General features: G+C 71.6%; 21 protein-coding genes and 1 tRNA gene. 9 read left to right on the top strand and 13 right to left on the bottom strand.

Annotated elements, in window-relative coordinates:
• Nucleotides 1-64: 64 nt before the first annotated feature.
• From pknB to ACFWB8_RS18985, 6 genes are all read right to left on the bottom strand, one after another.
• A complete protein-coding gene (pknB, locus tag ACFWB8_RS19010) occupies nt 65-2,092 on the bottom strand; it encodes a Stk1 family PASTA domain-containing Ser/Thr kinase (protein WP_385227837.1) in 2,028 nt (675 codons plus the stop codon).
• 188 nt (nt 2,093-2,280) lie between these two features.
• A complete protein-coding gene (locus ACFWB8_RS19005) occupies nt 2,281-3,747 on the bottom strand; it encodes a peptidoglycan D,D-transpeptidase FtsI family protein (RefSeq protein WP_385227834.1) in 1,467 nt (488 codons plus the stop codon).
• A complete protein-coding gene (locus ACFWB8_RS19000; protein WP_385227830.1) occupies nt 3,744-5,168 on the bottom strand; it encodes an FtsW/RodA/SpoVE family cell cycle protein in 1,425 nt (474 codons plus the stop codon). The genes ACFWB8_RS19005 and ACFWB8_RS19000 overlap by 4 nt, the downstream gene beginning before the upstream one ends.
• 31 nt (nt 5,169-5,199) lie before the next feature.
• Nucleotides 5,200-6,669: a PP2C family protein-serine/threonine phosphatase gene (locus ACFWB8_RS18995; protein WP_385227827.1), complete on the bottom strand. Its 1,470-nt coding sequence runs from the start codon at nt 6,667-6,669 to the stop codon at nt 5,200-5,202.
• 144 nt (nt 6,670-6,813) lie between these two features.
• Complete coding sequence (locus tag ACFWB8_RS18990; RefSeq protein WP_385227824.1) at nt 6,814-7,317, bottom strand: FHA domain-containing protein; 504 nt, start codon at nt 7,315-7,317, stop codon at nt 6,814-6,816.
• A gap of 10 nt (nt 7,318-7,327) precedes the next feature.
• Nucleotides 7,328-8,179, bottom strand: a complete 852-nt coding sequence (locus tag ACFWB8_RS18985) for an FhaA domain-containing protein (protein WP_385227821.1) — start codon at nt 8,177-8,179, stop codon at nt 7,328-7,330.
• 295 nt (nt 8,180-8,474) lie between these two features.
• On the opposite strand from ACFWB8_RS18985, the gene ACFWB8_RS18980 reads away from it, so the two are divergent.
• From ACFWB8_RS18980 to ACFWB8_RS18955, 6 genes are all read left to right on the top strand, one after another.
• Nucleotides 8,475-8,557 (top strand) — tRNA-Leu (locus ACFWB8_RS18980).
• A 171-nt stretch (nt 8,558-8,728) separates the two neighbouring features.
• On the top strand, nt 8,729-10,405 hold the full coding sequence (locus tag ACFWB8_RS18975; RefSeq protein WP_385227818.1) for a sensor histidine kinase: 1,677 nt from the start codon (nt 8,729-8,731) through the stop codon (nt 10,403-10,405).
• A 39-nt stretch (nt 10,406-10,444) separates the two neighbouring features.
• Nucleotides 10,445-11,092: a response regulator gene (locus tag ACFWB8_RS18970; protein WP_385227853.1), complete on the top strand. Its 648-nt coding sequence runs from the start codon at nt 10,445-10,447 to the stop codon at nt 11,090-11,092.
• A gap of 50 nt (nt 11,093-11,142) precedes the next feature.
• Nucleotides 11,143-12,624, top strand: a complete 1,482-nt coding sequence (locus ACFWB8_RS18965; RefSeq protein WP_385227815.1) for a DUF2252 domain-containing protein — start codon at nt 11,143-11,145, stop codon at nt 12,622-12,624.
• 128 nt (nt 12,625-12,752) lie between these two features.
• Nucleotides 12,753-13,574 (top strand): J domain-containing protein, encoded by an 822-nt coding sequence (locus tag ACFWB8_RS18960; protein ID WP_385227812.1) that lies wholly within the window; start codon nt 12,753-12,755, stop codon nt 13,572-13,574.
• A gap of 50 nt (nt 13,575-13,624) precedes the next feature.
• On the top strand, nt 13,625-13,969 hold the full coding sequence (locus ACFWB8_RS18955) for a rhodanese-like domain-containing protein (protein ID WP_385227809.1): 345 nt from the start codon (nt 13,625-13,627) through the stop codon (nt 13,967-13,969).
• Nucleotide 13,970: 1 nt separating this feature from the next.
• On the opposite strand, the gene ACFWB8_RS18950 is transcribed toward ACFWB8_RS18955, so the two are convergent.
• The 6 genes from ACFWB8_RS18950 to paaA form a co-directional block, all read right to left on the bottom strand.
• Complete coding sequence (locus ACFWB8_RS18950) at nt 13,971-15,113, bottom strand: acyl-CoA dehydrogenase family protein (protein WP_385227806.1); 1,143 nt, start codon at nt 15,111-15,113, stop codon at nt 13,971-13,973.
• A 107-nt stretch (nt 15,114-15,220) separates the two neighbouring features.
• The gene (locus ACFWB8_RS18945) at nt 15,221-16,366 is read right to left on the bottom strand and encodes a 2Fe-2S iron-sulfur cluster-binding protein (RefSeq protein WP_385227803.1); all 1,146 of its coding nucleotides are present in this window, start codon (nt 16,364-16,366) and stop codon (nt 15,221-15,223) included.
• On the bottom strand, nt 16,366-16,851 hold the full coding sequence (gene paaD, locus ACFWB8_RS18940; protein WP_385227850.1) for a 1,2-phenylacetyl-CoA epoxidase subunit PaaD: 486 nt from the start codon (nt 16,849-16,851) through the stop codon (nt 16,366-16,368). Before paaD ends, ACFWB8_RS18945 begins: the two co-directional genes overlap by 1 nt.
• 68 nt (nt 16,852-16,919) lie before the next feature.
• Nucleotides 16,920-17,645, bottom strand: a complete 726-nt coding sequence (gene paaC / locus ACFWB8_RS18935; protein WP_385227800.1) for a 1,2-phenylacetyl-CoA epoxidase subunit PaaC — start codon at nt 17,643-17,645, stop codon at nt 16,920-16,922.
• Nucleotides 17,642-17,926: a 1,2-phenylacetyl-CoA epoxidase subunit PaaB gene (paaB, locus tag ACFWB8_RS18930; protein ID WP_243629195.1), complete on the bottom strand. Its 285-nt coding sequence runs from the start codon at nt 17,924-17,926 to the stop codon at nt 17,642-17,644. Before paaB ends, paaC begins: the two co-directional genes overlap by 4 nt.
• Complete coding sequence (gene paaA / locus ACFWB8_RS18925; RefSeq protein ID WP_385227797.1) at nt 17,923-18,900, bottom strand: 1,2-phenylacetyl-CoA epoxidase subunit PaaA; 978 nt, start codon at nt 18,898-18,900, stop codon at nt 17,923-17,925. The genes paaB and paaA overlap by 4 nt, the downstream gene beginning before the upstream one ends.
• 134 nt (nt 18,901-19,034) lie before the next feature.
• On the opposite strand from paaA, the gene ACFWB8_RS18920 reads away from it, so the two are divergent.
• From ACFWB8_RS18920 to ACFWB8_RS18910, 3 genes are read left to right on the top strand one after another with little or no spacing between them, the layout of a single operon-like run.
• Nucleotides 19,035-19,697 carry a DUF5819 family protein gene (locus ACFWB8_RS18920; protein WP_385227795.1) on the top strand — a complete coding sequence of 221 codons (663 nt, stop codon included), beginning with the start codon at nt 19,035-19,037 and terminating at the stop codon, nt 19,695-19,697.
• Nucleotides 19,694-20,857, top strand: coding sequence for an HTTM domain-containing protein (locus ACFWB8_RS18915; RefSeq protein WP_385227792.1), 1,164 nt, complete (start codon nt 19,694-19,696; stop codon nt 20,855-20,857). Before ACFWB8_RS18920 ends, ACFWB8_RS18915 begins: the two co-directional genes overlap by 4 nt.
• A gap of 57 nt (nt 20,858-20,914) precedes the next feature.
• Nucleotides 20,915-21,670, top strand: a complete 756-nt coding sequence (locus tag ACFWB8_RS18910; RefSeq protein WP_385227789.1) for a TrmH family RNA methyltransferase — start codon at nt 20,915-20,917, stop codon at nt 21,668-21,670.
• Nucleotides 21,671-21,686: 16 nt separating this feature from the next.
• On the opposite strand, the gene paaN is transcribed toward ACFWB8_RS18910, so the two are convergent.
• Nucleotides 21,687-23,384 carry a phenylacetic acid degradation protein PaaN gene (gene paaN / locus ACFWB8_RS18905; protein ID WP_385227786.1) on the bottom strand — a complete coding sequence of 566 codons (1,698 nt, stop codon included), beginning with the start codon at nt 23,382-23,384 and terminating at the stop codon, nt 21,687-21,689.
• Nucleotides 23,385-23,506: the final 122 nt, after the last annotated feature.

Genomic DNA, 23,506 nt, shown 5'->3' with positions numbered 1-23,506 from the left:
GCCCCTCTCACTGCGAGAGGGGCCGGGCCTTTTCACGCCTCAGGGCGTCCTGCGGTGTCGCGGGCTAGCGGCGGGTGCCGCCGGTGAGGCCTCCGAAGAAGCCGCCGTTGTTGCCGCCGTCCTGCTGGCCGGCGATGGTCTGGACGTTGACCACCTGGCCCGTCGCGACCTGGGTGCCCACCGGCGGGTCGGACCGCAGGATGATCGCGGCGTCGTCCGACGGGCCCGCCAGGACCGAGCCGAAGGCGAGGCCCTTGGAGGCGAGTTCCGCCTTGGCCTGGGCGACGGTCTTGCCGGCCAGGTTCGGGACCTGGACCTGCTGCGAGGCCTTGGAGATGGTCACGTTGACGGTGTCGCCCACGTTGATCTGCTCGCCCGGGGCGTACTGCTGCCCGACGACCGTCTTCGGCGGGGAGCCCGGGGACTCCTGCTCCGTGGTGCTGCCGAGCTTGAGCTTGGCGTCGGTCAGCGCCTTGACGGCCTGTTCCTTCGTCTTGCCCGTCAGGTCCGGGACGACCGCCTTGGACTGCTCCTTGGCGACGGTCAGGGTGATGACCGAACCCTTCTCGGCCTCGGTGCCGCTCTTCGGGTCCTGCTTCAGGACGGTGCCGGCGGTCCGCTCGGACTCCTCGGACTTCTTCTCGACCTGGAAGCCCTTGTCCTTGAGCGCCTGCTCCGCCTTGTCGTACGACATGTTCAGGACGTCGAGGACGGGGACCTTGGGCGCACCGGTGGAGATCTTCACCTTGACGACGGTCTTCTTGTCGACCTTGGTGTCGGGCGCCGGGTTCTGCGAGCAGACGGTGCCCTTGGCCTGGTTCTCGCAGGCCTCCTCGCCGTCCTTCTCGACGGTGAGGCCGAGGTTCTCGCCGCTCTTCTGCGCCAGCTCGAAGGTCTGGCCGATGAGCCGGGGCACCGCGGGCCGGTTGTCGGCCCCGCCGCTGAAGAGGGAGCGGCCGATGAGGATGGCGCCGACCAGGACGAGGATGCCGGCCGCGACCAGCAGGATCGTGGAGGCCTTGCTCTTCTGCTGCCGGCGGCCGTGGCCGCCCTGGTCGTAGCCGCCGTGGCCCTGGTCCCCGTACCCGTATCCGCCGTCGCCCGGGGGCATCGGCGGGAGCATGGAGGTCTGGCCGGCGTCCGCGGCGCGCAGGGCGGTGGTGGGCTGGTCGTAGCCCTGGTGTCCGTAGCCGTGCCCCTGGTCGGGGTAGCCGTAGCCGGCGGCACCCATGGCGGCGGTCGCGGCGACGGGCTGGCCGTCGAGGCAGGCCTCGATGTCGGCGCGCATCTCGTCGGCGGACTGGTAGCGGTAGTCGGGGTCCTTGACCAGCGCCTTCAACACGATCGCGTCCATCTCGGGCGTGATCTCGGGGTCGAAGTTCGACGGGGGCTGGGGCTCTTCCCGTACGTGCTGGTAGGCGACGGCCACCGGGGAGTCGCCGACGAACGGCGGGCGGACGCTGAGGAGTTCGTAGAGCAGGCAGCCGGCCGAGTAGAGGTCGGACCGCGCGTCGACCTGCTCGCCCTTGGCCTGCTCCGGGGAGAGGTACTGGGCGGTGCCGATGACGGCGGCGGTCTGCGTCATGGTCATGCCGGAGTCGCCCATGGCGCGGGCGATGCCGAAGTCCATGACCTTGACCTGGCCGGTGCGGGTGAGCATGACGTTGGCGGGCTTGATGTCACGGTGGACGATGCCGGCGCGGTGCGAGTACTCGAGGGCCTGGAGGATGCCGATGGTCATTTCCAGGGTGCGCTCGGGCAGCAGCTTGCGGCCGGAGTGCAGGAGCTCGCGCAGCGTTGAACCGTCGACGTACTCCATCACGATGTACGGGATGGAGATGTTGTCGACGTAGTCCTCGCCGGTGTCGTACACGGCGACGATCGCCGGGTGGTTGAGCGATGCGGCCGACTGGGCCTCGCGCCGGAACCGGGCCTGGAAGGACGGGTCGCGGGCGAGGTCGGCGCGCAGGGTCTTGACGGCGACGGTACGGCCGAGCCGGGTGTCGTGGGCGAGGTAGACCTCGGCCATGCCACCGCGGCCGAGCACGTGGCTCAGCTCGTACCGGCCGCCGAGGCGACGCGGCTCTTCCATAACGTTGCAGCCCTCTCCGTCAGTCCCGACCGCACCTGTGTGTGGTCCGGCGGTGTGCTGTTCGCCGCAAAGGCTACCGGCCGATCGTCGGTGATCGGTTCGTGACCACAGGCTGATACCGGACCGGTACCGTACGCTCGGATCCGGGCCGGAGCCAGTGATCCCGGTCACATCGGTGGCCTGCGCGGTTACCCCTTGTTGCTGCCCAGTACGGCTTCCATGACGGCCTTGGCGACGGGTGCGGCGAGGCCGCCGCCGGAGATGTCCTCGCGGCTGGCGTCGCTGTCCTCGATGACGACGGCGACGGCCACCGGGGAGGTGCCGTCCTTGTTCTGGGCGTAGGAGATGAACCAGGCGTACGGGCGCTTCTTGTTGCCCTCGCCGTGCTGGGCGGTGCCGGTCTTGCCGCCGACGACGGTGTCGCGGATCTTGGCGTTGCCGCCGGTCCCGTTCTCGACGACGTTGACCATCATCTGCTGGACCTTCTGCGCGTTGGCGGCGGAGAGGGGCCGGCTCATTTCCTGCGGCTCGTGCTTCTCGATGACGTCGAGGTTGGGCGCGGTGAGCTGGGTGACCATGTACGGCTTCATCAGCTTGCCGTCGTTGGCGATGGCGGCGGTGACCATGGCCATCTGGAGGGGGGTGGCGGCGGTGTTGAACTGGCCGATGGCGCTCTGGGCGTTGCCGTCCTTGCTCATCGTCTTGTCGTAGATGCTGGCGAAGGCGCGGACGGGGGTGTCGATCTTGTCGTTGTTGAAGCCGAACTTCTCGGCGGTCTTCACCATGTTGTCCCGCCCCACCTTGTCGCCCATGTTGGCGAAGACGGAGTTGCAGGAGACCCGCAGCGCGTTGTTCAGGCTGGACTTCTCGCAGCCGCTGGCGTGGTTGACCATCGGGGTCTTGGTACCGGGCAGGATGTACGGCTCGGGGGTGTCGGTCGGCGCGTCGATGTCGCTGACGACGTTGTTCTCCAGGGCGGCGGCGGCGGTGACGACCTTGAAGGTGGAACCCGGCGGATAGGTCTCGCGCAGGGCTCGGTTGACGAGGTTCTTGTCCTCGCTGTCCTTCAGGGAGACCCAGGCCTTCTCGTCGTTCTTGGAGTTGCCGGCGAAGCTCGACGGGTCGTACGAGGGGGTGCTGACCAGGGCCAGGATGGCGCCGGTCTGCGGGTCGATGGCGGCGACAGCGCCCTTCTTGTCCCCGAGCTTGTCGAAGGCGGCCTTCTGGGCGTCGGGGTTCAGGGTGGTGACGACGTTGCCGCCCTGCTTCTTCTCGCCGGTGAACATGCCGATGGTGCGGTCGAAGAACAGCCGGTCGTCGTTGCCGGTGAGGATGCCGTCCTCGAGGGATTCAAGCTGGGTGGAACCGAAGGCCTGCGAGGCGTACCCGGTGACGGGCGCCCAGAGGGGGCCGTCGAGGTAGGTCCGCTTGTACTTGTAGTCGCTGCCGTCGGTGGTGGCCGAGCCCGTGATCGGGTTGCCCTTGACGATGATGTTGCCGCGCTCGGTGGCGTACTGGGCGATCTGGACCCGGCGGTTTTCCTTGCGCGTGCTCAGTTCCTCGGCCTTGACGTACTGGAGCCAGTTGGTCCGGACGAGCAGCGCGAGGACGAGCAGCCCGCAGAACAGCGAGATGCGGCGCAGGGGCTTGTTCATGACGGGCGGACCACCTGGGTCATCTCGGAGTCGGGGGACGGGGCGGGGGCCGGGGCAGGGCGGCGTGCGGTGTCGCTGATCCGGATGAGGATCCCGATGAGAGCCCAGTTCGCGAGGACGGAGGAACCGCCCGAGGCGAGGAAGGGCATGGTCATGCCGGTGAGGGGGATGAGGCCCATGACTCCGCCGGCGACGACGAAGATCTGGAGGGCGAAGGCGCCGGAGAGCCCGATGGCGAACAGCTTGCCGAAGGGGTCGCGGGCGGCGAGGGCGGTGCGCACACCGCGCTCGATGATCAGGCCGTAGAGCAGGAGGAAGGCCATGACGCCGGCGAGGCCGAGCTCTTCGCCGACGGTGGAGAAGATGAAGTCGGAGTTGGCGGCGAAGCCGATGAGGTCGGAGTTGCCCTGTCCCCAGCCGGTGCCGAGGACCCCGCCGGAACCGAAGCTCATGATCGACTGACCGACCTGCTCGCAGGCGCCGGACTTGCTGTAGCAGGCGAAGGGGTCGAGCCAGGCGGTCACGCGGGCCTTGACGTGGCTGGCCGTGGCGCCGACGACGGCCGCGCCGCCCACGCTCATGAGCAGGCCGATGACGATCCAGCTGGTGCGCTCGGTGGCCACGTACAGCATGATCACGAACATGCCGAAGAAGAGCAGCGAGGTGCCGAGGTCGTTTTCGAAGACGAGGACGAGCAGGCTCATCGCCCAGATCATCAGGATCGGGCCGAGGTCGCGGCCGCGCGGCAGGTAGAGGCCCATGAACCGGCGGCTGGCCAGGGCCAGGGCGTCGCGCTTCACCATGAGGTAGCCGGCGAAGAAGATGGCGATCACGATCTTCGCGAACTCACCGGGCTGGATGGAGAAACCGCCGACGCTGATCCAGATCTTGGCACCGAAGACGTCGGCGCCCAGGCCCGGGATCACCGGCAGGATCAGCAGCACCAGCGAGGCGGCCATCGAGATGTACGTGAAGCGCTGCAGCGTGCGGTGGTCCTTGAGGACCAGCAGCACGGCGGCGAACAGGGCGATCGCGAGCGCCGTGTACATCATCTGGCGCGGGGCGGACTCGGTGAAGCCGCCGAAGCTGCGCTTGGCGAGGTTCTGCAGGCGCGCGGACTGGTCGAGCCGCCAGATCAGGACGACGCCGAGGCCGTTGAGCAGGGTGGCGAGCGGCAGCAGCAGCGGGTCGGCGTACTTCGCGTAGCGGCGTACGACGAGGTGGGCGATGCCCGCGAGGACGGCGAAGCCGAGCCCGTACGTGAACATGCCCGGGGGCAGCTTGTCGTGGATCGACAAGCCCACGTTGGCGTAGGCGAAGATCGGGATGACCACGGCGAAGCCGAGCAGCAGGAGCTCGGTGTTCCGCCGGCTCGGCAGCTCGATGGCGCCGATGGTGGTCGTGTTGGTGACAACGCTCATGGTGTGGCAGGCCCCCTGTGCCCGCGTATGTCTACTGCTTTTCGCAAAAACCGACCAGATCCTGCTCTGCGGGAGACAGGGTGGGGCCGGGTGTTTGGTTGTTCTGCGCTTCGGCGGCGCGCTTGTCTTCGTCCTTCTTGCACGCGGAGGCCTGGTTGGCCAGCTCGTCGATCTTCTTGCGGGCGCCGTCGAGGCTGCTTTCGCTGATGGTGGCCTCGACCTGCTTGCGCTTGAAGGGCGGCAGGTACTTCAGTTCGATGTCGGGTCGGTCGGTCTCCGCCTTGGAGAGCTCCACCGGGCCGAGCTTCTGGCTGATGCCGCGGAAGAGCGCCACGTGCTCGCCCTTGACGCCGACGTAGTACTGCGCCTGTGTCCAGCGCCAGCCCGCGTAGAGGCCGCCGCCGACGACGCCGGCCAGGATCAGCAGGGTCAGCGTGCGCGTGGTCCACTTGCGCCCTTTGGAGCGGCGCCTGCGCGGGTGGTCGTACGTGTCGTCGTAGCGCGAGTCGTCTTCGTCGTACGGCTCGGCTTCGCCGAAGCTCCCGTACGCGCCGCCCTGACCGCGCTGGTCGCCGTACCCGTAGCCGGGGGCCTCGCCGCTGCCGGGGGGGCCGAAGGCGCCGGCGGGCGGGGGGACCTGGCGGCCGAGCCCGGAGGCGCGGCCGGCGGGGGTCTGCATGGCGTTGCCGCCGTCGAAGAGCTGGTGCTGCTGGTTCTCGGCGACGGCGCCGACGACGACCGGGGTGTCGTTCAGCTGGGCGGCGAGGGTGTCCCCGCTGTCCGTGTCGAGGACGTCGGCGACGATGCAGGTGATGTTGTCGGGGCCGCCGCCGCGCAGCGCGAGCTGGATCAGGGCCTGCACGGTCTCGTGGGGACCGTGGTAGTCGGCGAGCGTCTCCTCCAGGGTCTGGTGGGAGACGACGCCGGAGAGCCCGTCGGAACAGATGAGGTAGCGGTCGCCGGCGCGGACCTCGCGGATGGAGAGGTCGGGCTCGACGATGTCGCCGCTGCCCAGCGCCCTCATCAGCAGGGAGCGCTGCGGGTGGGTGGTGGCTTCCTCTTCGGTGATGCGGCCCTCGTCGACGAGGCGCTGCACCCAGGTGTGGTCCTGGGTGATCTGCGTGAGGAGGCCGTCGCGGAGCAGGTAGGCCCGCGAGTCGCCCACGTGGACCAGGCCGAGACGCTGGCCGGTCCACAGGAGGGCGGTCAGCGTGGTGCCCATGCCCTCGAGCTGGGGGTCCTCCTCGACCATGACGCGCAGCTGGTCATTGGCGCGCTGCACGGCCGTCGCGAGCGAGGTGAGGATGTCGGATCCCGGGACGTCGTCGTCGAGCTGCACGAGGGTGGAGATCACCTCGGAGCTCGCGACTTCGCCGGCGGCCTGGCCGCCCATGCCGTCGGCGATCGCGAGGAGGCGCGGACCGGCGTAGCCGGAGTCCTCGTTGCCCTCGCGGATCATGCCCTTGTGCGATCCGGCGGCGAACCGCAGGGACAGACTCATGCGCACCTGCCCTGTCGAAGATGCCTCCGGGTGCAACCGGTCTCGAGCCACACTGCCCACCCTCCGGTCGGGAACGCGCTCGGGTCCGTGTCCCCGGTGGGACGGACCGTCACGGCTCGCTCGCTCCGCTCGATCATTCTCGTACTACTTCCGCAGCTCGATGACGGTCTTGCCGATGCGGATCGGGGCGCCCGGCGGAATGGGCGTCGGGGTGGTCAGCCGGGTCCGGTCGAGATACGTGCCGTTGGTGGACCCGAGATCCTCGACGATCCACTGGCCGTCACGGTCGGGATAGATCCTGGCATGGCGGCTGGAGGCGTAGTCGTCGTCCAGCACGATCGTGGAGTCGTGGGCGCGGCCCAGCGTGATCGTCTGGCCGGCGAGGGCCACCGTCGTACCCGTGAGGGTGCCTTCGGAGACGACGAGTTTGGTCGGCGCACCGCGGCGCTGGCGCTGCTGCGGTGGCGCGCTCTGCCGGCCACCCGCCTGCTGCGGGGCGCTCGTGGCGCTCCCACCGCGGCGGGAGCCGCGCTGCGTGACTCTCGTACCGAAGAGGTCGCTGCGGATGACCTGGACGGCCACGATGACGAACAGCCACAGAACGGCCAGGAAACCCAACCGCATGACCGTCAGGGTCAGCTCTGACATTGCCCCCGCTTCACCCTTCGGCTTGCCGGTAAATGATGGTGGTGCTGCCCACGACGATCCGCGAGCCGTCGCGGAGCGTAGCGCGGGTGGTGTGCTGCCCGTCCACCACGATGCCGTTGGTGGACCCGAGATCCTGGATCGTCGGGGGTGTTCCGGTCCGGATCTCACAGTGCCGGCGCGATACGCCGGGGTCGTCGATCCGCACGTCCGCTTCGGTGCTTCGACCGAGTACGAGCGTGGGGCGCGAGATCTGGTGGCGGGTGCCGTTGATCTCGATCCAGCGGCGCGTGGTGCCGGCGCCGCCGGAAGTTGCGGGGGCCGGTCCGCCGGGTCCCGGCCTGCGCGCGGCGGGGCCGCCCGGAGGCGGCCCGGCGGGCATGGGCGGTGCGGCGACCGGGGGGTAGCCGTAGCCGCCCTGCTGCCGGCCTTGCGGACTCTGGGGGCCGGGCGCGGGAGCCTGCGGCTGCTGCGGCTGTGCCTGGGAGGTGCTGGAGGCGAGCGTGCGACTGCGGACGCGGTAGAGCCCGGTGTCGAGGTCGTCGGCCTTCTCCAGGTGGACCTTGATGGGGCCCATGAAGCTGTAGCGCTGCTGCTTGGCGTAGTCGCGGACGAGGCCCGCGAGCTCGTCGCCGAGCTGCCCGGAGTAGGGGCTCAGGCGGTCGTAGTCGCCGGCGCTGAGCTCCACGATGAAGTCGTTGGGCACGACGGTCCGCTCGCGGTTCCAGATGGTGGCGTTGTTGTCGCACTCCCGCTGGAGGGCGCCGGCGATCTCCACCGGCTGGACCTCGGACTTGAAGACCTTGGCGAAGGTGCCGTTCACCAGACCTTCGAGTCGCTGCTCGAACCGCTTCAGGACTCCCATGGGGCACCTCCTCCGTCGTTGTCGCCCTGGTACTGCTTACTGATCGTATCCACGCGTGGCGGATTCGGGTGGTTCCCCATCCCTCACGTGCCGAGGAGTGTTGGTCCTCACAAGGGATCGTAGGGGCGCCCTGAGGACAGTGTCCCGCACGTGGAGCGGAGTGCGGGAGGGGCCGTCGTCGAGCGGCGGTGGGGGTGGGGGGAAAGGGATGTGAATCCACCCCGTCCTACGTGCTAATCTTTCGTTCGTCGCCAGGGGAACGGCCCGCAAGGGAAGTACCGCTGGGGAGCTGCTCGGGCGAGTGGCGGAACGGCAGACGCGCTGGCTTCAGGTGCCAGTGTCCTTCGGGACGTGGGGGTTCAAATCCCCCCTCGCCCACATGTGGGAGAACCCCCGCTTCGGAGAAATCCGGAGCGGGGGTTCTTTCGTCGTGCCCGGAACTGGGGCCCGCTGTCCCGGTGTCGGGGTGTGAGCCGTACGACTTTCGTCGTGGGGGGCGCGACGAAAGAGGACGGACGGGGGCACGGGATGCTGCTTAGGGTCGGCCGGGTGGATGTGAAGCCGAGGGTGCGTGCGGGCTGGGACTGGCTGAAGGGGCCGGAGCCCTGGACGCGTCGGATGCTGGCGGGGGATCTGGCGCTGGCGGGCGTGTTGGCGGTGCTCGGGCTGGGCGTCGAGGAACTCGACAAGGGTTCCGGCGGGCGGATGCTGGCCAGCGCCGTGACCGTGGTGGCTCTCACACTGCTGCGGCGGCGGCTGCCCGTGGCGACGCTGGTGGTGGGCTCGGGGCTGGCGGCGTTCCTGCCCGGGGCGTTCCTCGTGACGGCCCTGCTGGGCTGGTCGGCGGGGCGGCGGATCGTCGGGGTGGGCCGGGCGCTGGGCGCCTTCACGGTGGCTTTCGTCGCCGAGGTCGGCCTGAGCCTGGTCAAGGAGTGGTCGCAGGCCAGGCCGGTGCTGCTGATCGTGTTCGGCACCCTGATGTTCCTGGCGACGACCGTGATGCCGGGTCTGGCCAGCCGGTACTGGTCGCAGCGCCGGACCCTGCTGCGGGCGCTCCAGGAGCGCAACGGACAGTTGCTGCGCGAGCGCGCGATGGTCGCCGGGCAGGCCCGGCTGCGCGAGCGGCAGCGGATCGCGCAGGACATGCACGACAGCCTGGGCCACCAACTCGCCCTGATCTCGGTGCACACCGGCGCCCTGGAGGTCGATCCGCAGCTGACGGACCGCCAGCGCGAGGCGGTCGGGGTGCTGCGGCAGGCTTCGGTCGCGGCCATGCACGAGCTGCGCGAGGTCGTCGGGATCCTGCGGGACGGGGTGGAGGCGCCGGCCTCGGTGGAGGAGGCACAGCCCGCCGCCCGGGGAGTCGCGGGCATCGCCGGGATCGTGGAGGCGGCGCGGAGGGCGGGGACCGACGTACGGCTGACGCGGTCGGGGCAGCCGCGGTCGCTGGTCGCCGCCTGCGACCACGCGGCGTACCGGATCGTGCAGGAGGCGCTGACGAACGCGTACAAGCACGCTCCGGGGGCGCCGATCACCGTGGAACTGCGGTACGAGGACGACTCGCTGGTGGTGGAGATCGCCAACGGGCCCGTGGCCGGTCCGGGTGCGGGCGAGGTGGTCTCGGGCGGGCAGGGGCTGACGGGGCTGCGCGAGCGGGCGCGGCTGGTCGGCGGGATGGTGCACGCGGGCGCGGCCGAGGGCGGCGGGTTCCGGGTGGCCGGGGTGCTGCCCTACGGGGCGGAGCCGGCCGGGGTGGAGGAGGTGGCCGACGACTTCGGGCAGCGGTTGCAGGTGCAGGGGCCGGCGGCCGCTGCGCCGATGGACTGGGCGGCGGTGGACCGGGAGCTGGTGCGGGGGCGCAGCAGGGCCGGCGGGGTCGCGCTGGGCTGTGGGATCGCGGTCGCGGCGGTGGTGCTGCTGGTGATCGTGATCGGGGCCGGGGCGGCGTTCCTGATGGGCACGATGAGCGATGAGGTGATCAGCCGGGCCGACTACGACGCCGCACGGATCGGCGAGCCGGAGCAGGCGGTGCGGGGGCGGCTGCCGGAAGGGGACGGCATCCTGACCGAGGGGCTGGACCGGAAGGGGCCGGCGCTGCCGGCAGGGTCGACGTGTCTGACGCTCCTGTCCAAGGAGGGCCCGGAACTGTCCACGGACCAGGTTTTCCGGTTCTGCTTCAGGGACGGCAAGCTCGTCGACAAGCAGGCTTACGAGGTCAAGCAGTAGGAGCGGGTGACAGCCAGGGTGACGCGGGTGACAGCCAGGGTGATCCGAGTGGTGATCGCCGACGACGAGCCCCTGATCCGGGCCGGGATCAGGATGATCCTGACCTCGGCGGCGGACATCGAGGTCGTCGCGGAGGCCGGCAACGGCCGGGAGGCGGTGGAGCTGGCGCGGTCGCACGCGCCGGACGTGGTGCTGCTGGACATCCAGATGCCGGTGATGGACGGGCTGACGGCGCTCGGCGAGCTGGGTCGGGTGCTGCCCGGCGTGCGGGCGCTGGTCCTGACCACCTTCGGGGAGAAGGAGAACGTGCTGCGGGCCCTGGGCCAGGGCAGTGCGGGGTTCCTGCTGAAGGACTCGGCGCCGGGTGAACTGATCGGCGCGGTACGGGCCGCCGCGGCCGGAGACGCGTACCTCTCGCCGGCCGCGACCCGGCACGTGGTGGACCAGCTGGCTTCCGGGCAGGCCGCGGGGCGCGGTGAGGAGGCCCGGCGGCGGGTGGCGGCGCTCAGCGAGCGGGAGCGGGGGGTGCTGGCTCTGCTGGGGGAGGGTCTGTCCAACGCGGACGCGGGCCGCCGGCTGCACATGAGCGAGGCGACGGTGAAGACGTACGTGAGCCGGATCCTGGCGAAGCTGGAGTGCGAGAACCGCGTGCAGGCGGCCCTGCTGGCCAGGGACGCCGGGCTGTAGATACGGTCGGGCCGACGTGATGTCGGTGGGTACGGGTGGGGGCGGCACGGATGACGGCGATATCGGAACAGCGCGTGGTGGCACCGGATGTGACGGAGCGGATCCCGGTGGTCGAGGGATTCGTACCGCGGGTCGCGCCGGGGGCCGGCTTCGGCGCCGGGGGCGGCTCCGTTTCGCCCAAGGAGATCGGCAAGGCGCTGCGTACGCGCGTGCCGAGGGCGGCGCACGCCCGCTTCGAGGCCCCTGCCGGACGTCCGGACGCGGTGCGGGCGGTGGAGGAGTCCAACGTGGGGCGGGTCGCCGAGCTCGCGCCGATACGGGTGGGGCGGATGGCCGCCAACCCCTTCGCCTTCCTGCGCGGCTCGGCCGGGCTGATGGCACACGACCTGTCCGGCGGACCGGTGACCGGGGTCGGGGCGCAGATCTGCGGTGACGCCCACGCGGCCAACTTCGGTCTGTACGGGGACGCGCGCGGCCGGCTGGTCATCGACCTCAACGACTTCGACGAGACCGTGTTCGGCCCCTGGGAGTGGGACCTCAAGCGCCTGGCGACCTCGCTGGTGCTGGCCGGGCGGGTGGCCGGTGCGGACGAGGACACCTGCCGGGCCGCAGCCCTGGACTCCGTGGGCGCCTACCGCCGGACCATGCGGCTGCTGGCCAAGCTGCCGGCGCTGGACGCCTGGAACGCCATCGCCGACGAGGAACTCGTCTCGCACACCGATGCCCGGGATCTGCTGGGCACGCTGGAGCGGGTCTCGGAGAAGGCCCGCAACAACACCTCCGCCCGGTTCGCCGCCAAGTCCACCGAGGCCGTGCCCGACGGGAGCCGCCCGCGCGGCGGAGCCGCTCAACGACGCTTCGTCGATGCGCTGCCGGTGCTGCGCCGGGTCGGGGACGCGGAGGCGGCCGCCGTGGCCGCCTCGCTGGGCCCGTACCTGCGGACCCTCCAGGAGGACCGGCTGCCGCTGCTGGCCCGGTACGCGATACACGACGTGGCCTTCCGGGTGGTGGGGACCGGCAGCGTCGGGACCCGCTCCTACGTGGTGCTGCTGCTCGACCACCGGGGCGAAGCACTGGTGCTCCAGGTGAAGGAGGCCCGGCCCTCGGTCCTGCTGCCGTACCTGCCCGCGCTGGGCTTCGACTCGCCGCCGGAGGAGCACGAGGGCCGCCGGGTCGTGGCCGGGCAGAAGCGGATGCAGGTGGTGTCCGACATCCTGCTGGGCTGGACCACCGTGGAGGGCCGGCCGTTCCAGGTGCGGCAGTTCCGCAACCGCAAGGGCAGCGTGGACCCGGCGGCGCTGGCCGTCGACCAGATCGACGACTACGGCCGGATGACCGGCGCCCTGCTGGCCAGGGCGCACGCGCACAGCGCCGATCCGCGGGTGCTGGCCGGGTACTGCGGGAAGAATGACGAGCTCGACGAGGCGATGGCCGCCTTCGCCGTGGCCTACGCCGACCGGAGCGAGGCCGACCACGCGGATCTGGTGGCCGCGGTGCGATCCGGGCGGATCGCGGCGGAGGCCGGGGTCTGACGGCCGCGGGGCCGGGGTATGACGGCCGCGGGGCCGGGGTCTGACCGGACCCGGCTCGGGGTGTTTCACGTGAAACCAGCCGATGTTTCACGTGAAACACCCGCGCGATCCGGCCTTAGGCTGGCCGGGTGAGCGAGCAGACAGTCCCCGAAGAGCCCGGCCCCTCCGGCGACGAGCGACCCGAGGCGCGCCTGGAACGTGCCGTGCGGGCCGCCGAGCAGGCACTGATCGAGTTCGAGATCGCGGTGGAGACCTTCCGCGTGGAGGTGGAGAACTTCTCCCGCCTCCACCACCAGAAGCTCGGCCCGATGTACTCGCGGCTCGACGAGCTGGACGCGCTGATCGCCGAGGCGAAGGCGGCCCGTACCGGTGACGCGGAGGACCTGCGCCGGGCGCGCGAGGCCCGGTCCCTGGTGATGCCGATGCCCGGTGTGGAGGAGCTGTTCCACGACTGGATGGGCTCGGACGGCATCTCCGACGATGCGGGCGCGATGCTCACCGACCGGAGCGTGAAGCCGCCTGAGCGCGTGCGCCCGACGGAGGAGGTCCGCCGCCTCTACCGCGAGCTGGTCCGCCGGGCGCACCCGGACCTGGCCCAGGACGAGGCGGAGCGGGCGCGGCGCGATGCGTTCATCGCGCGGGTCAACGCCGCCTACGGGCGCGGCGAGGAGCGGCTGCTGCGCGAGCTGGCCGAGGAGTGGGCGGCCGGTCCGGCGCCCGAGGAGGGCGGGCCGAGCGAGAGCGAGGAGCTGTACGCGCGGCTGGAGTGGCTGTCCCGGCGCAAGGAGCTGCTGTCGGTGGTCGCCCGGGAACTCGAGGACAGCGCGATCGGGTCGATGCTGCGGATGGCGCCGGAGGATCCGGACCGGCTGCTGGAGGAGATCGCGGAGCAGCTGTTGGCGCAGGTCGCCGAGCGCGAGGCCGAACTGGCGGCCATGGTCACCCCGTGACGGCCCTCGGATAGGTTGGGCCTCGTATCTGCGATGAGAGAAGGCGACGTATGAACTTCGGACCGCTTCCCTCGGTGGCCGCCGCCGCGGTGCCCTCCGAAGGCTTTGTCCTGGACGTCCGCGAGGACGACGAATGGGCGGCCGGGCACGTGGAAGGTGCGCTGCACATCCCGATGAGCGACTTCGTGGCCCGCTTCGGCGAGCTGACGGAGGCCAACGAGGACGACGGCCGCGTCCACGTGATGTGCCGCGTGGGCGGGCGCTCCGCGCAGGTGACCCAGTACCTGCTGAACCAGGGCATCGACGCCGTCAACATCGACGGCGGGATGCTGGCCTGGGACGGTGCCGGGCGCCCGATGGTGACGGACAGCGGGAACCCGGCCTTCGTCCTGTAGCTCAGCCGAGGGGGTGGGCGGCCAGCAGGTCGCCCAGCGCCTCCTCGTGCACGGCGGCCGGGCCGAGCTGGAGCTCCAGCTGCTTGGCCCACGCGTGGTAGCGGTGCAGCGGGTAGTCGGTGTCGGCGCCGAAGCCGCCGTGCAGGTGCTGCGCGGTCTGGACGACGCGGCGTACGCCCTCCGAGGCCCAGATCTTGGCCACCGCGACATCGCCGGCGCTCGGCAGCGGCCCGCCTGCCCCGCCCGTGCCTGCGTCGAGCCGCCAGGCGGCCTGCCAGAGGGTGACCTCCATGGCGCGCAGGTCGATGTAGCGGTCGGCGGCCTGGACGGCGACGGCCTGGAAGGTGGCCACCGGGAAGCCGAACTGCTCGCGCTTGCTCGTGTACTGGCTGGTCATCGTGAGCACGCCCTCGCCGAGGCCCAGCGCGAGCGCGCAGGTCCCGGTGGCGAGGAGCTGGCGGAGCCGGTCCCAGGCGCCGGGGACTTCGATGAGGTGCGCGGGGGCCACCCGTACACCGTCCAGGGTCAGCTCGGCGAGCCGTTCCCCGCTGGTGGAGTACTGGTCGGCGAGGCGCAGACCGGTCGCGCCGCGGGGGACCAGGGCGAGGACGGGCTCACCCTCCCCGCAGTGGGCGGGTACGGCGATCCAGTCGGCGTTCTGCGCCCAGGCGACGGCGGTCTGCACTCCGTCCAGGATCCATTCCCCGCCGTCGCGGCGGGCGGTGACGGAGAGCTCGGCCGGGTCGTGCCCGGTGCGGCCGTGCGCGGCGACGGTCAGGACGAGGCTGCCGCGCCCGGCGTCGCGCAGGAGCGCGGACTTCAGTTCGGGACTGCCGTGGGCCTGGACCGCCATGGCGGTGGCGCAGTGCTCCAGCAGCGGCACCCGGGCCAGTACCCGCGCCGCCTCCCGCAGCACCAGGCACAGGGCGATGGCGTCGAGTCCGGCTCCGCCGTACTCCTCGGCGAGGACCAGGCTCAGCAGGTCGGAGCCGGCGAGCTTGGCCCACAGCCCGCGGTCGAACTCCTCGGCCACGGCTCCCGGCGTGAGCGCGGGGCTGGGCACGCCGTCCGGGGCGACATTCGCGAACACCGCCTTCGCCGCCTCGACGGCTGCCTGCTGTTCCTCGGTGAAGGTGAAGTCCACTGCCTGTCCTTCCGCGCGCACCGGATCCCGTTCAGGTCTGACGGAGCGTCAAGATAGAACACGTTCTTGAAAAAGGACAGGGCCTCGAAAAAGGACAGGCAGTGTGGTCAGCGGTCGAAGTCGATCTCCACGTCCTCCGTCACCGGGTGCGACTGGCACGCCAGCACGAAGCCCGCCTCGGTCTCCTCCGATTCCAGCGCGAAGTTGCGGTCCATCCGGACCTCGCCCGTCACCAGGAACGCCCGGCAGGTACCGCAGACCCCGCCCTTGCAGGCGTACGGGGCGTCCGCGCGGTTGCGCAGCACCGCGTCCAGCAGGGATTCCCCCTCCCGGACCGCCCAGGTGCCGGAGCGCCCGTCGAGCCTGGCCGTGACCCGCCCGTGCTCGGCGGCGGCCGAGGTGGGGGCGGGGGCCGGGGCGGCGGTGTCCTCGACGTGGAAGATCTCCTCATGGATGCGCGTCCGCGCCACGCCCAGCGCGCCCAGCGCCCGCTCCGCGCCGAGGACCAGCCCGTACGGCCCGCACAGGAACCAGCCCGTCAGCTCGCGCACCGGCAGCAGCGCGGGCAGCAGGGCGGCCAGCCGCTCCTCGTCGAGCCGCCCGGACGGCAGCCCGGCTTCCTGCTCCTCCCGGGACAGGACCGTGACCAGCTGGAACCGCTCGGGATAGCGGTCCTTCAGGTCGGCGACCTCCTCCAGGAACATCGTCGAGGCGGCCGTACGGTCGCTGCGCACCAGGCAGAACCGGGCGTCGGGCCGGGCCGCGAGCAGCGTGGCGGCGATCGACAGCACGGGGGTGATGCCGCTGCCGCCGACGACGGCCGCGTAGTGGGCGCCGGCCGGGGCGGCCGCCGGGTCCAGGACGAAGCGCCCGGCCGGGACCATCACGTCCAGTACGTCCCCGGCGGCGATCTCCTTGTGGGCGAAGGTGGAGAACTCCCCGCCCTCCACCAGCCGCACCCCGACCCGCAGCAGAGCGGGCCCCGGTCCTTCGGCCGCCGGGGCGGGGGAGCAGATCGAGTAGGTGCGCCGGACCTCGGATCCGCCCGGGGTACGGCGGCGCAGGGTGAGGTGCTGGCCGGGTGCGTGCCGGTACTCGGCGCGCAGTTCCGGCGGTACCGCCAGGGTCAGCGCCACCGCGTCGTCGGTGAGCGGCTCGACCGCCGCCACCGTGAGCGGGTGGAAGGCGCCGTGCCGTGCGGGGCGCGATGTCGCCGATGCGGCTGAGGGCGTGGCCGGCGTGGACACAGCCATTACAGCTCCTTGAAGTGGTCGAACGGTTCACGGCATGCGGTGCAGCGGCGCAGTGCCTTGCATGCGGTGGAGGAGAACCGGCTGAGCAGCTCGGTGTCGGTGGACCCGCAGTGGGGGCAGCGGACCGACAGGGTGAGCGGGACGGGCCCGTCGGCGGAGTGCGGCCGCGGCGGGGCGATGCCGAACTCGGCCAGCTTGCGGCGGCCTTCGGCGCTGATGTCGTCGGTCGACCAGGCGGGCGCGAGCACGGTGCGCACCCGCACCTCGGGTATCCCGTGGTCGGTCAGGACCCGCTCGATGTCGGCGGACATGGCCTCGATGGCGGGGCAGCCGGTGTAGGTGGGGGTGAGGGTGACCTCGACGTGCCCGTCCTCCTGCATCCGCACCCCGCGCATGACGCCGAGCTCGGCGAGGGTGAGCACCGGCAGCTCGGGGTCGGGCACCGAGCCCGCCAGCTCGGCGAGCTCCGTCTCCAGCCGGGTCATGCCCGCGGTGCCGTCCTGGGCCTCGGTGCGGGCCGCCGCACCGGGCTGCCCGGTGCGGTCCGCGGAGGTCACCATGACGCCCCCGGGTGGCTGCGGTGCAGGTGCTGCATCTCGGCGAGCAGCCGCCCGAACGGTTCGGTGTGCAGCCCCTGGCGCCCGGCTCCGGCAGCCCAGGCGCCGGTGCGCGGCCCCTCCGGCAGCGCGAGGCCGGCCCGGTCCAGTACGCCGGTCAGCGCGGCCAGCCAGCGGCCCTCCAGGGCGGGCCCGTCCACGCCGTCGAGCCCGGCCACCGGCTGGAACATCTCCCCGGTGTACCTCCACAGCGCGTCCAGCGCCGTCCGCATGCGGGCCCGGCTCTCCTCGGTGCCGTCGCCGAGCCGCAGCGTCCAGTGCTCGGCGTGGTCGCGGTGGTACGCCGTCTCCTTGACCGCCTTGGCGGCGAGCGGCGCGAACGGGCCGTCCCCGGCCGCGAGCTCCCCGTAGAGCTCGTGCTGGTAGACGGAGAAGTAGAGCTGGCGGGCGATGGTGTGGGCGAAGTCGCCGTTCGGCTGCTCGACGAGCTGCAGGTTGCGGAAGGAGCGCTCCTCGCGCAGGAAGGCCAGCTCGTCCTCGTCGCCGGCCATGGACAGCAGGACGCGGGCCTGGCCGAGCAGGTCGAGGGCGATGTTGGCGAGGGCGACCTCCTCCTCCAGCACGGGCGCGTGGCCCGCCCACTCGCCGAGGCGGTGGGAGAGGATCAGCGCGTCGTCCGCGAGGGCCAAGGCAGCGGAATTGACGACATCGGTGCTGGTCACAGGTGGCGCACCCCCTCGGGGATCTCATAGAAGGTGGGGTGCCGGTACGGCTTGTCGGCGGACGGGGCGAAGAACGGGTCCCGCTCGTCCGGCGAGGAGGCGGTGATCTCGGTGGAGGGCACGACCCAGATCGAGATGCCCTCGCCGCGCCTGGTGTAGAGGTCGCGGGCGTTGCGCAGGGCCATCTCCGCGTCGGGGGCGTGCAGGCTTCCCGCGTGCGTGTGCGAGAGGCCGCGCCGCGAGCGGACGAACACCTCCCACAGCGGCCAGTTCTGCGTCATGCCTTTGCCTCACTTTCGGTACGTGCCTGCTTGTCGGCATACGCCGCGGCCGCCTCGCGGACCCAGGCGCCTTCCTCGTGTGCCCTGCGGCGCTGGCCGATCCGCTGGTCGTTGCACGGGCCGTTGCCCTTGAGCACGTCCCAGAACTCCGCCCAGTCGATCGCGCCGAAGTCGTGGTGCCCGCGTTCCTCGTTCCACTTCAGGTCCGGGTCGGGCAGGGTCAGGCCGAGCGCCTCGGCCTGCGGGACGGCGATGTCCACGAAGCGCTGGCGCAGCTCGTCATTGGAGTGCCGCTTGATCCGCCAGGCCATCGACTGCGCCGAATGCGCCGACTCGTCGTCCGGCGGGCCGAACATCATCAGCGACGGCCACCACCAGCGGTCGACCGCGTCCTGCGCCATCGCGTGCTGGGCCGCCGTGCCCTTCGAGAGGGCCATGAGGAGCTCGAAGCCCTGGCGCTGGTGGAAGGACTCCTCCTTGCAGATCCGGACCATGGCCCGCGCGTACGGACCGTACGAGCAGCGGCAGATCGGGACCTGGTTGGTGATCGCCGCGCCGTCCACGAGCCAGCCGATCGCGCCGACGTCGGCCCAGGTCAGCGTGGGGTAATTGAAGATCGAGGAGTACTTCTGCTTGCCTGCGTGGAGCTTGTCCAGCAGCTCGTCGCGGCTGGTGCCGAGGGTCTCGGCAGCGCTGTAGAGGTACAGGCCGTGGCCCGCCTCGTCCTGGACCTTCGCCATCAGGATCGCCTTGCGGCGCAGCGAGGGCGCCCGGGTGATCCAGTTGGCCTCGGGCTGCATGCCGATGATCTCGGAGTGGGCGTGCTGGGCCATCTGGCGGACCAGAGAGGCGCGGTACTCGTCGGGCATCCAGTCCCGCGGCTCCACGCGCTCGTCGGCCGCTACGGCCGCGTCGAATGCCGCCGCGAGCTGCGCGCCGAGGTCCTGCCCCGTTTCCGGGGTCACTGCAACCATCCCGGCCCCCTGCCAGAGTGTCCGTCCGCCCGACCGACCGATCGTTCGGTTCATTCTCTTCAATGGTGAGACGCAGGCCCGTAGGGTGTCAACCTCTGTGGTCAACCCTGTGGACGCCGGATGATCGGGGCGGGATGGATTCGAACGAGCGCGAGCCCGTGGAAAGGGCCTTCCCACCGCCCCGGACGCCCGGAATCGCCGGACTGTCCGCCCCGTACCGGATCGTCGTCGCGCTCGCCCTCGGCGCTGTGGCCGTCGCCGCCTGCTGGCACCTGGCGCTCGTCTTCCTGCACGTGGCCCCGTCCAACACGGTGAGCAAGCAGCACGCGCAGGCGGTCGACGACTGGATCTATCCCGAGTTCGAACAGAACTGGAAGCTCTTCGCCCCCAATCCGCTGCAGCAGAACATCGCGGTCGAGGTACGGGCCCAGGTGCGCGGCGCGGACGACAAGCTGGTCACCGGCGACTGGCGCGACCTGTCGGCCGAGGACGGCGCGGCCATCCGGCACAGCCTGCTGCCGAGCCACACCGAGCAGAACGAGCTCCGGCGGGCCTGGGACTTCTTCACCGGCTCCCACGACGAGGACAACAAGGCGAACGGCGAGCGGGGCACGCTGTCGGAGGAGTACCTGCGGCGGATCGCGCTGGAGCGGCTGGCGGCGCGGCAGCGGGCCGGCGACGTGATCGTACGGATCCAGCTGCGCTCGGCGACCCGGGCGGTGGCCGCGCCGAAGTGGTCCGACGAGAAGACCGACACCCAGACGTACTACCGGGAGCTGCCGTGGTGGACGGTGTGAACCGCGCACGCGCGGCGGCCGGGCGGGCACTGGCGAAGGCCACCGGGCAGGCGCTGGGCCCGTACCAGAGCGCCGTGGTCCGCATCGGCTTCGCCGGGACCTGGCTGTTCTTCCTGCTGCGCGAATTCCCCAACCGGCGCGAGCTGTACGGCCCCGACGGCCCGTGGAGCTGGGGGATGGCGGAGCGGCTGATCGCCTCGAACCGGTCGTTCACGGTGCTGCTGTGGTCGGACTCGACGCCCTGGTTCGAGCTCGTGTACGCCGTGTCCGTGCTGGCGAGCCTGCTGCTGATGCTGGGCTGGCGGACCCGGGCGACGTCGGTGCTGTTCATGGTCGGGGTGCTGTCCCTGCAGAACCGCAGCGTGTTCATGGGTGACGGCGGGGACAACGTCATCCACCTGATGGCGATCTACCTGGTGCTGACGAGGTGCGCCCAGGTGTGGTCCCTGGACGCCCGGCGGGCGGTGCGGCGCGGCTCGGCGTCGGCCGGTCCGGGCGGGCCGGTGCTGTGGGGCGTCCTCGGCGCGGTCTTCGCGTACGGGGTGGTGACGGGGCGGTTCGGGTACGGCTGGCTGGCGGCCTTCGCGGCGCTGTGGGTGGTCGCGGCGCTGTGGTGGACGGTCGACCGGTACGACGGGGACGGGGAGGGGCGGGCGGTCCTCGACGTCCTCGCGAACGTGCTGCACAACGCCGGGATGCTGGTGATCACGGCGGAGGTGTGCCTGATCTACGCGACGGCGGGCTGGTACAAGATCCAGGGATCGCGGTGGCAGGACGGGACCGCGCTGTACTACCCGTTGGGCCTGGACTACTTCACGCCGTGGCCGGGGCTGTCCGCGCTGCTGGCGGGCAGCGGGGTGATGGTGATGCTGCTGTCCTACGGGACGGTGGCGGTGCAGGTGGCGTTTCCGTTCACCCTGTTCAACCGGCGGATCAAGAACGTGTTGCTGGGCGTGATGATGGTCGAGCACGCCGGGATCGCGGTGGTGCTGGGACTGCCCTTCTTCTCTCTGGCGATGATCGCCGCCGACGCGGTCTTCCTGCCGACGGGGTTCCTGGTCTGGCTGGGCGCGAGGGCCGCGGCGCTTCGGCCGCGCCGCGCTCCGGCCGGGCCGGCCGCGGAACCGGCCCCGGTCCCGGCGGCTTCCGCCTTGCGCTGACCCGCGGCGCCGCTGCCGGGTCCGGATTGCCCGGCCGGCCGCCGTAGGGTCGGGGGCATGAGTGACCTGGGGAGTGCGGATGAGGCGGCGCGGTGGTGGCGGGAGGCCGCGGCGGCGGAAGGGGCCGTGCTGCTCGACGGGTTCCACGCGCTGAAGCACGCCCTGCGGTTCGGGGCCGAGGTGCGGATGGCCGTCGCCGATGACCCCGACGCCGTACGGGCCCTCGCCCGCGAGCTGGCTCCGGACGTGGAGGCCGAGATCGCCCGGCTGGTGCGGCGGGCGCCGCTCAAGGGGCTGCTGGCCCGCGTGCACCCCACGGGGGTCGCCGCGCTCGCCGTACGCCCCGCCCGGGAGGCTGGGCGCGCGGCCCTGGCGGAGCTGCCCCGCCGGGCGCCGGTCGTGGTGCTGGACAACCCCCGCAACCTCGGCAACGTCGGCGCGGTCGTCCGCCTCGCCGCCGGCTTCGGCGCCACCGGCGTCGTCACCCGGGGCGACCTCGACCCCTGGCACCCGAACGTGGTCCGGGCCGGCGCCGGCCTGCACTACGCCACCACCGTCGACCGGGTCACCCTGGAGACCCTCCCGCCCGGGCCGCTGTACGCGCTCGACCCGGAGGGCGAGGACATCCGTGCCCTCACCCTCCCGGACGACGCCCTGCTCGCCTTCGGCTCGGAACGCCACGGCATCTCGCCCGAGCTGCGCGCCCGCGCCGATCACCTGGTGTCCCTGCCGATGCGCCCGCAGGTCTCCAGCTACAACCTGGCCACCAGCGTGGCCATGACCCTCTTCCACTGGGGCGGGCCCAAGCCCTGACGGCTACGCCCGACCGCTACGCCTGGCGGCGGACCTCCACCACCCGGAAGCGGTTCGCCACGAACGCCCCGTCGCACAGCGCCGCGTTCGCCGCGGGGTTGCCGCCCGAGCCGTGGAAGTCGGAGAAGGCCGCGGTCTGGTTGACGAACACCCCGCCCGTGAGGTTCAGGGAGAGCTGCGCCGACTCCTCCAGACAGACCTCCTCGATGGCCCGCTCGGTGTCCGCGGAGGTCGTGTACGCGCCCACCGTCATGGCGCCCTTCTCCCGCACCGTACGGCGCAGCAGGTCGAGCGCGTCCGCCGTGGAGTCGACCGCCACCGCGAAGGAGACCGGGCCGAAGCACTCGGAGAGGTAGGGCGCCTCCGGGTCCGGCTTGGCGGCGTCCAGCTTCACCATCACCGGGGTACGCACCACCGCGTCCGGGAATTCGGGGTTGGGGACCTCCCGCGAGGCCAGCGCGACCTCGCCCAGGGCGGCCGCCGCCTCCAGGCGGGTCTTGACGTCCGGGTTGACCAGCGCGCCCAGCAGCGCATTGGCCCGGGCGTCGTCGCCGAGCAGGCCGCCGACCGAGGCCGCGAGATCGGCCACGACCTCGTCGTACGTCTTGTGGCCGGCGTCGGTGGCGATGCCGTCGCGCGGGATCAGCAGGTTCTGCGGGGTGGTGCACATCTGGCCGCTGTACAGGGACAGGGAGAAGGCCAGGTTGGACAGCATCCCCTTGTAGTTGTCGGTGGAGTCGACGACGACGGTGTTGACGCCGGCCTTCTCCGTGTAGACCTGCGCCTGGCGGGCGTTGGCCTCCAGCCAGTCGCCGAACTCGGTGGACCCGGTGTAGTCGATCAGCTTGATCTCGGGGCGCACCGCGAGGGTCTTGGCGATGCCCTCGCCCGGCCGCTCCACCGCCAGCGCCACCAGGTTCGGGTCGAAGCCGGCTTCGGCGAGCACCTCGCGGGCCACCTGGACCGTCAGCGCCAGCGGGAGCACGGCGCGGGGGTGGGGCTTGACCAGCACGGCATTGCCCGTGGCCAGGGAGGCGAAGAGGCCCGGGTAGCCGTTCCACGTCGGGAAGGTGTTGCAGCCGATCACGAGGGCGATGCCGCGCGGGACCGCGGTGAAGGTCTTGCCCAGCTCCAGCGGGTCCTTCTTGCCCTGCGGCTTGGACCAGTCGGCCCGGCCGGGGACGCGGGTCTGCTCCTCGTACGCGTAGGCCACCGCCTCCAGGCCGCGGTCCTGCGCGTGGGGGCCGCCCGCCTGGAAGGCCATCATGAAGGCCTGGCCGCTGGTGTGCATGACCGCGTGCGCGAACTCGTGCGTCCGCGCGCTGATCCGGGCCAGGATCTCGATGCAGACCACGGCGCGGGCCTCGGGCCCGGCGTCGCGCCAGGCGGCCATGCCGGCCTTCATCGCGGGCAGCAGCACGTCCGGGTCGGCATGGGGGTATTCGACACCCAGCTCCGGGCCGTACGGGGACACCTCGCCGCCCGTCCAGCCGTCGGTGCCGGGCTGCCCGAGGTCCAGCCGGGTGCCGTGCAGCGCCTCGAAGGCGGCGAGCCCGTCGGCGGGCGCGGTCTCCCCGTACGCCTTGGGGTGCTCGGGGTGCGGGGACCAGTAGGCGCGGCTGCGGATGGCGGCCAGCGCCTGGTCGAGGGTCGGCCGGTGCCGCTCTGACAAGCGGGACACGGGCAGAGCTGCGGCGGACTGGTCGGCGGCCATCAAGACCAACTCCTCGTTGAGCCGGGCGAAAAAGAGCAGACTGGAGTTAGAGTAACCGAACGATCGGTCGGGACAAGAGGGCCCGGCAGACCTGTGGACAAGTCCGTGCGGGAGGATCGGGT

Source organism: Streptomyces sp. NPDC060031 (genome assembly GCF_042736805.1).
Lineage (GTDB): Bacteria > Actinomycetota > Actinomycetes > Streptomycetales > Streptomycetaceae > Streptomyces.
The sequence above is the reverse complement of the archived record's forward strand: the minus strand, read 5'-3'. Positions and strand labels throughout refer to the sequence as shown.

Coding starts and splice junctions, on each gene's coding strand:
- pknB (WP_385227837.1), bottom strand. CDS start 2,092: ATGGAAGAGCCGCGTCGCCTCGGCGGCCGGTACGAGCTGAGCCACGTG.
- ACFWB8_RS19005 (WP_385227834.1), bottom strand. CDS start 3,747: ATGAACAAGCCCCTGCGCCGCATCTCGCTGTTCTGCGGGCTGCTCGTC.
- ACFWB8_RS19000 (WP_385227830.1), bottom strand. CDS start 5,168: ATGAGCGTTGTCACCAACACGACCACCATCGGCGCCATCGAGCTGCCG.
- ACFWB8_RS18995 (WP_385227827.1), bottom strand. CDS start 6,669: ATGAGTCTGTCCCTGCGGTTCGCCGCCGGATCGCACAAGGGCATGATC.
- ACFWB8_RS18990 (WP_385227824.1), bottom strand. CDS start 7,317: ATGTCAGAGCTGACCCTGACGGTCATGCGGTTGGGTTTCCTGGCCGTT.
- ACFWB8_RS18985 (WP_385227821.1), bottom strand. CDS start 8,179: ATGGGAGTCCTGAAGCGGTTCGAGCAGCGACTCGAAGGTCTGGTGAAC.
- ACFWB8_RS18965 (WP_385227815.1), top strand. CDS start 11,143: ATGACGGCGATATCGGAACAGCGCGTGGTGGCACCGGATGTGACGGAG.
- ACFWB8_RS18955 (WP_385227809.1), top strand. CDS start 13,625: ATGAACTTCGGACCGCTTCCCTCGGTGGCCGCCGCCGCGGTGCCCTCC.
- ACFWB8_RS18945 (WP_385227803.1), bottom strand. CDS start 16,366: ATGGCTGTGTCCACGCCGGCCACGCCCTCAGCCGCATCGGCGACATCG.
- paaD (WP_385227850.1), bottom strand. CDS start 16,851: ATGACCCGGCTGGAGACGGAGCTCGCCGAGCTGGCGGGCTCGGTGCCC.
- paaB (WP_243629195.1), bottom strand. CDS start 17,926: ATGACGCAGAACTGGCCGCTGTGGGAGGTGTTCGTCCGCTCGCGGCGC.
- paaA (WP_385227797.1), bottom strand. CDS start 18,900: ATGGTTGCAGTGACCCCGGAAACGGGGCAGGACCTCGGCGCGCAGCTC.
- ACFWB8_RS18920 (WP_385227795.1), top strand. CDS start 19,035: ATGGATTCGAACGAGCGCGAGCCCGTGGAAAGGGCCTTCCCACCGCCC.
- ACFWB8_RS18910 (WP_385227789.1), top strand. CDS start 20,915: ATGAGTGACCTGGGGAGTGCGGATGAGGCGGCGCGGTGGTGGCGGGAG.
- paaN (WP_385227786.1), bottom strand. CDS start 23,384: ATGGCCGCCGACCAGTCCGCCGCAGCTCTGCCCGTGTCCCGCTTGTCA.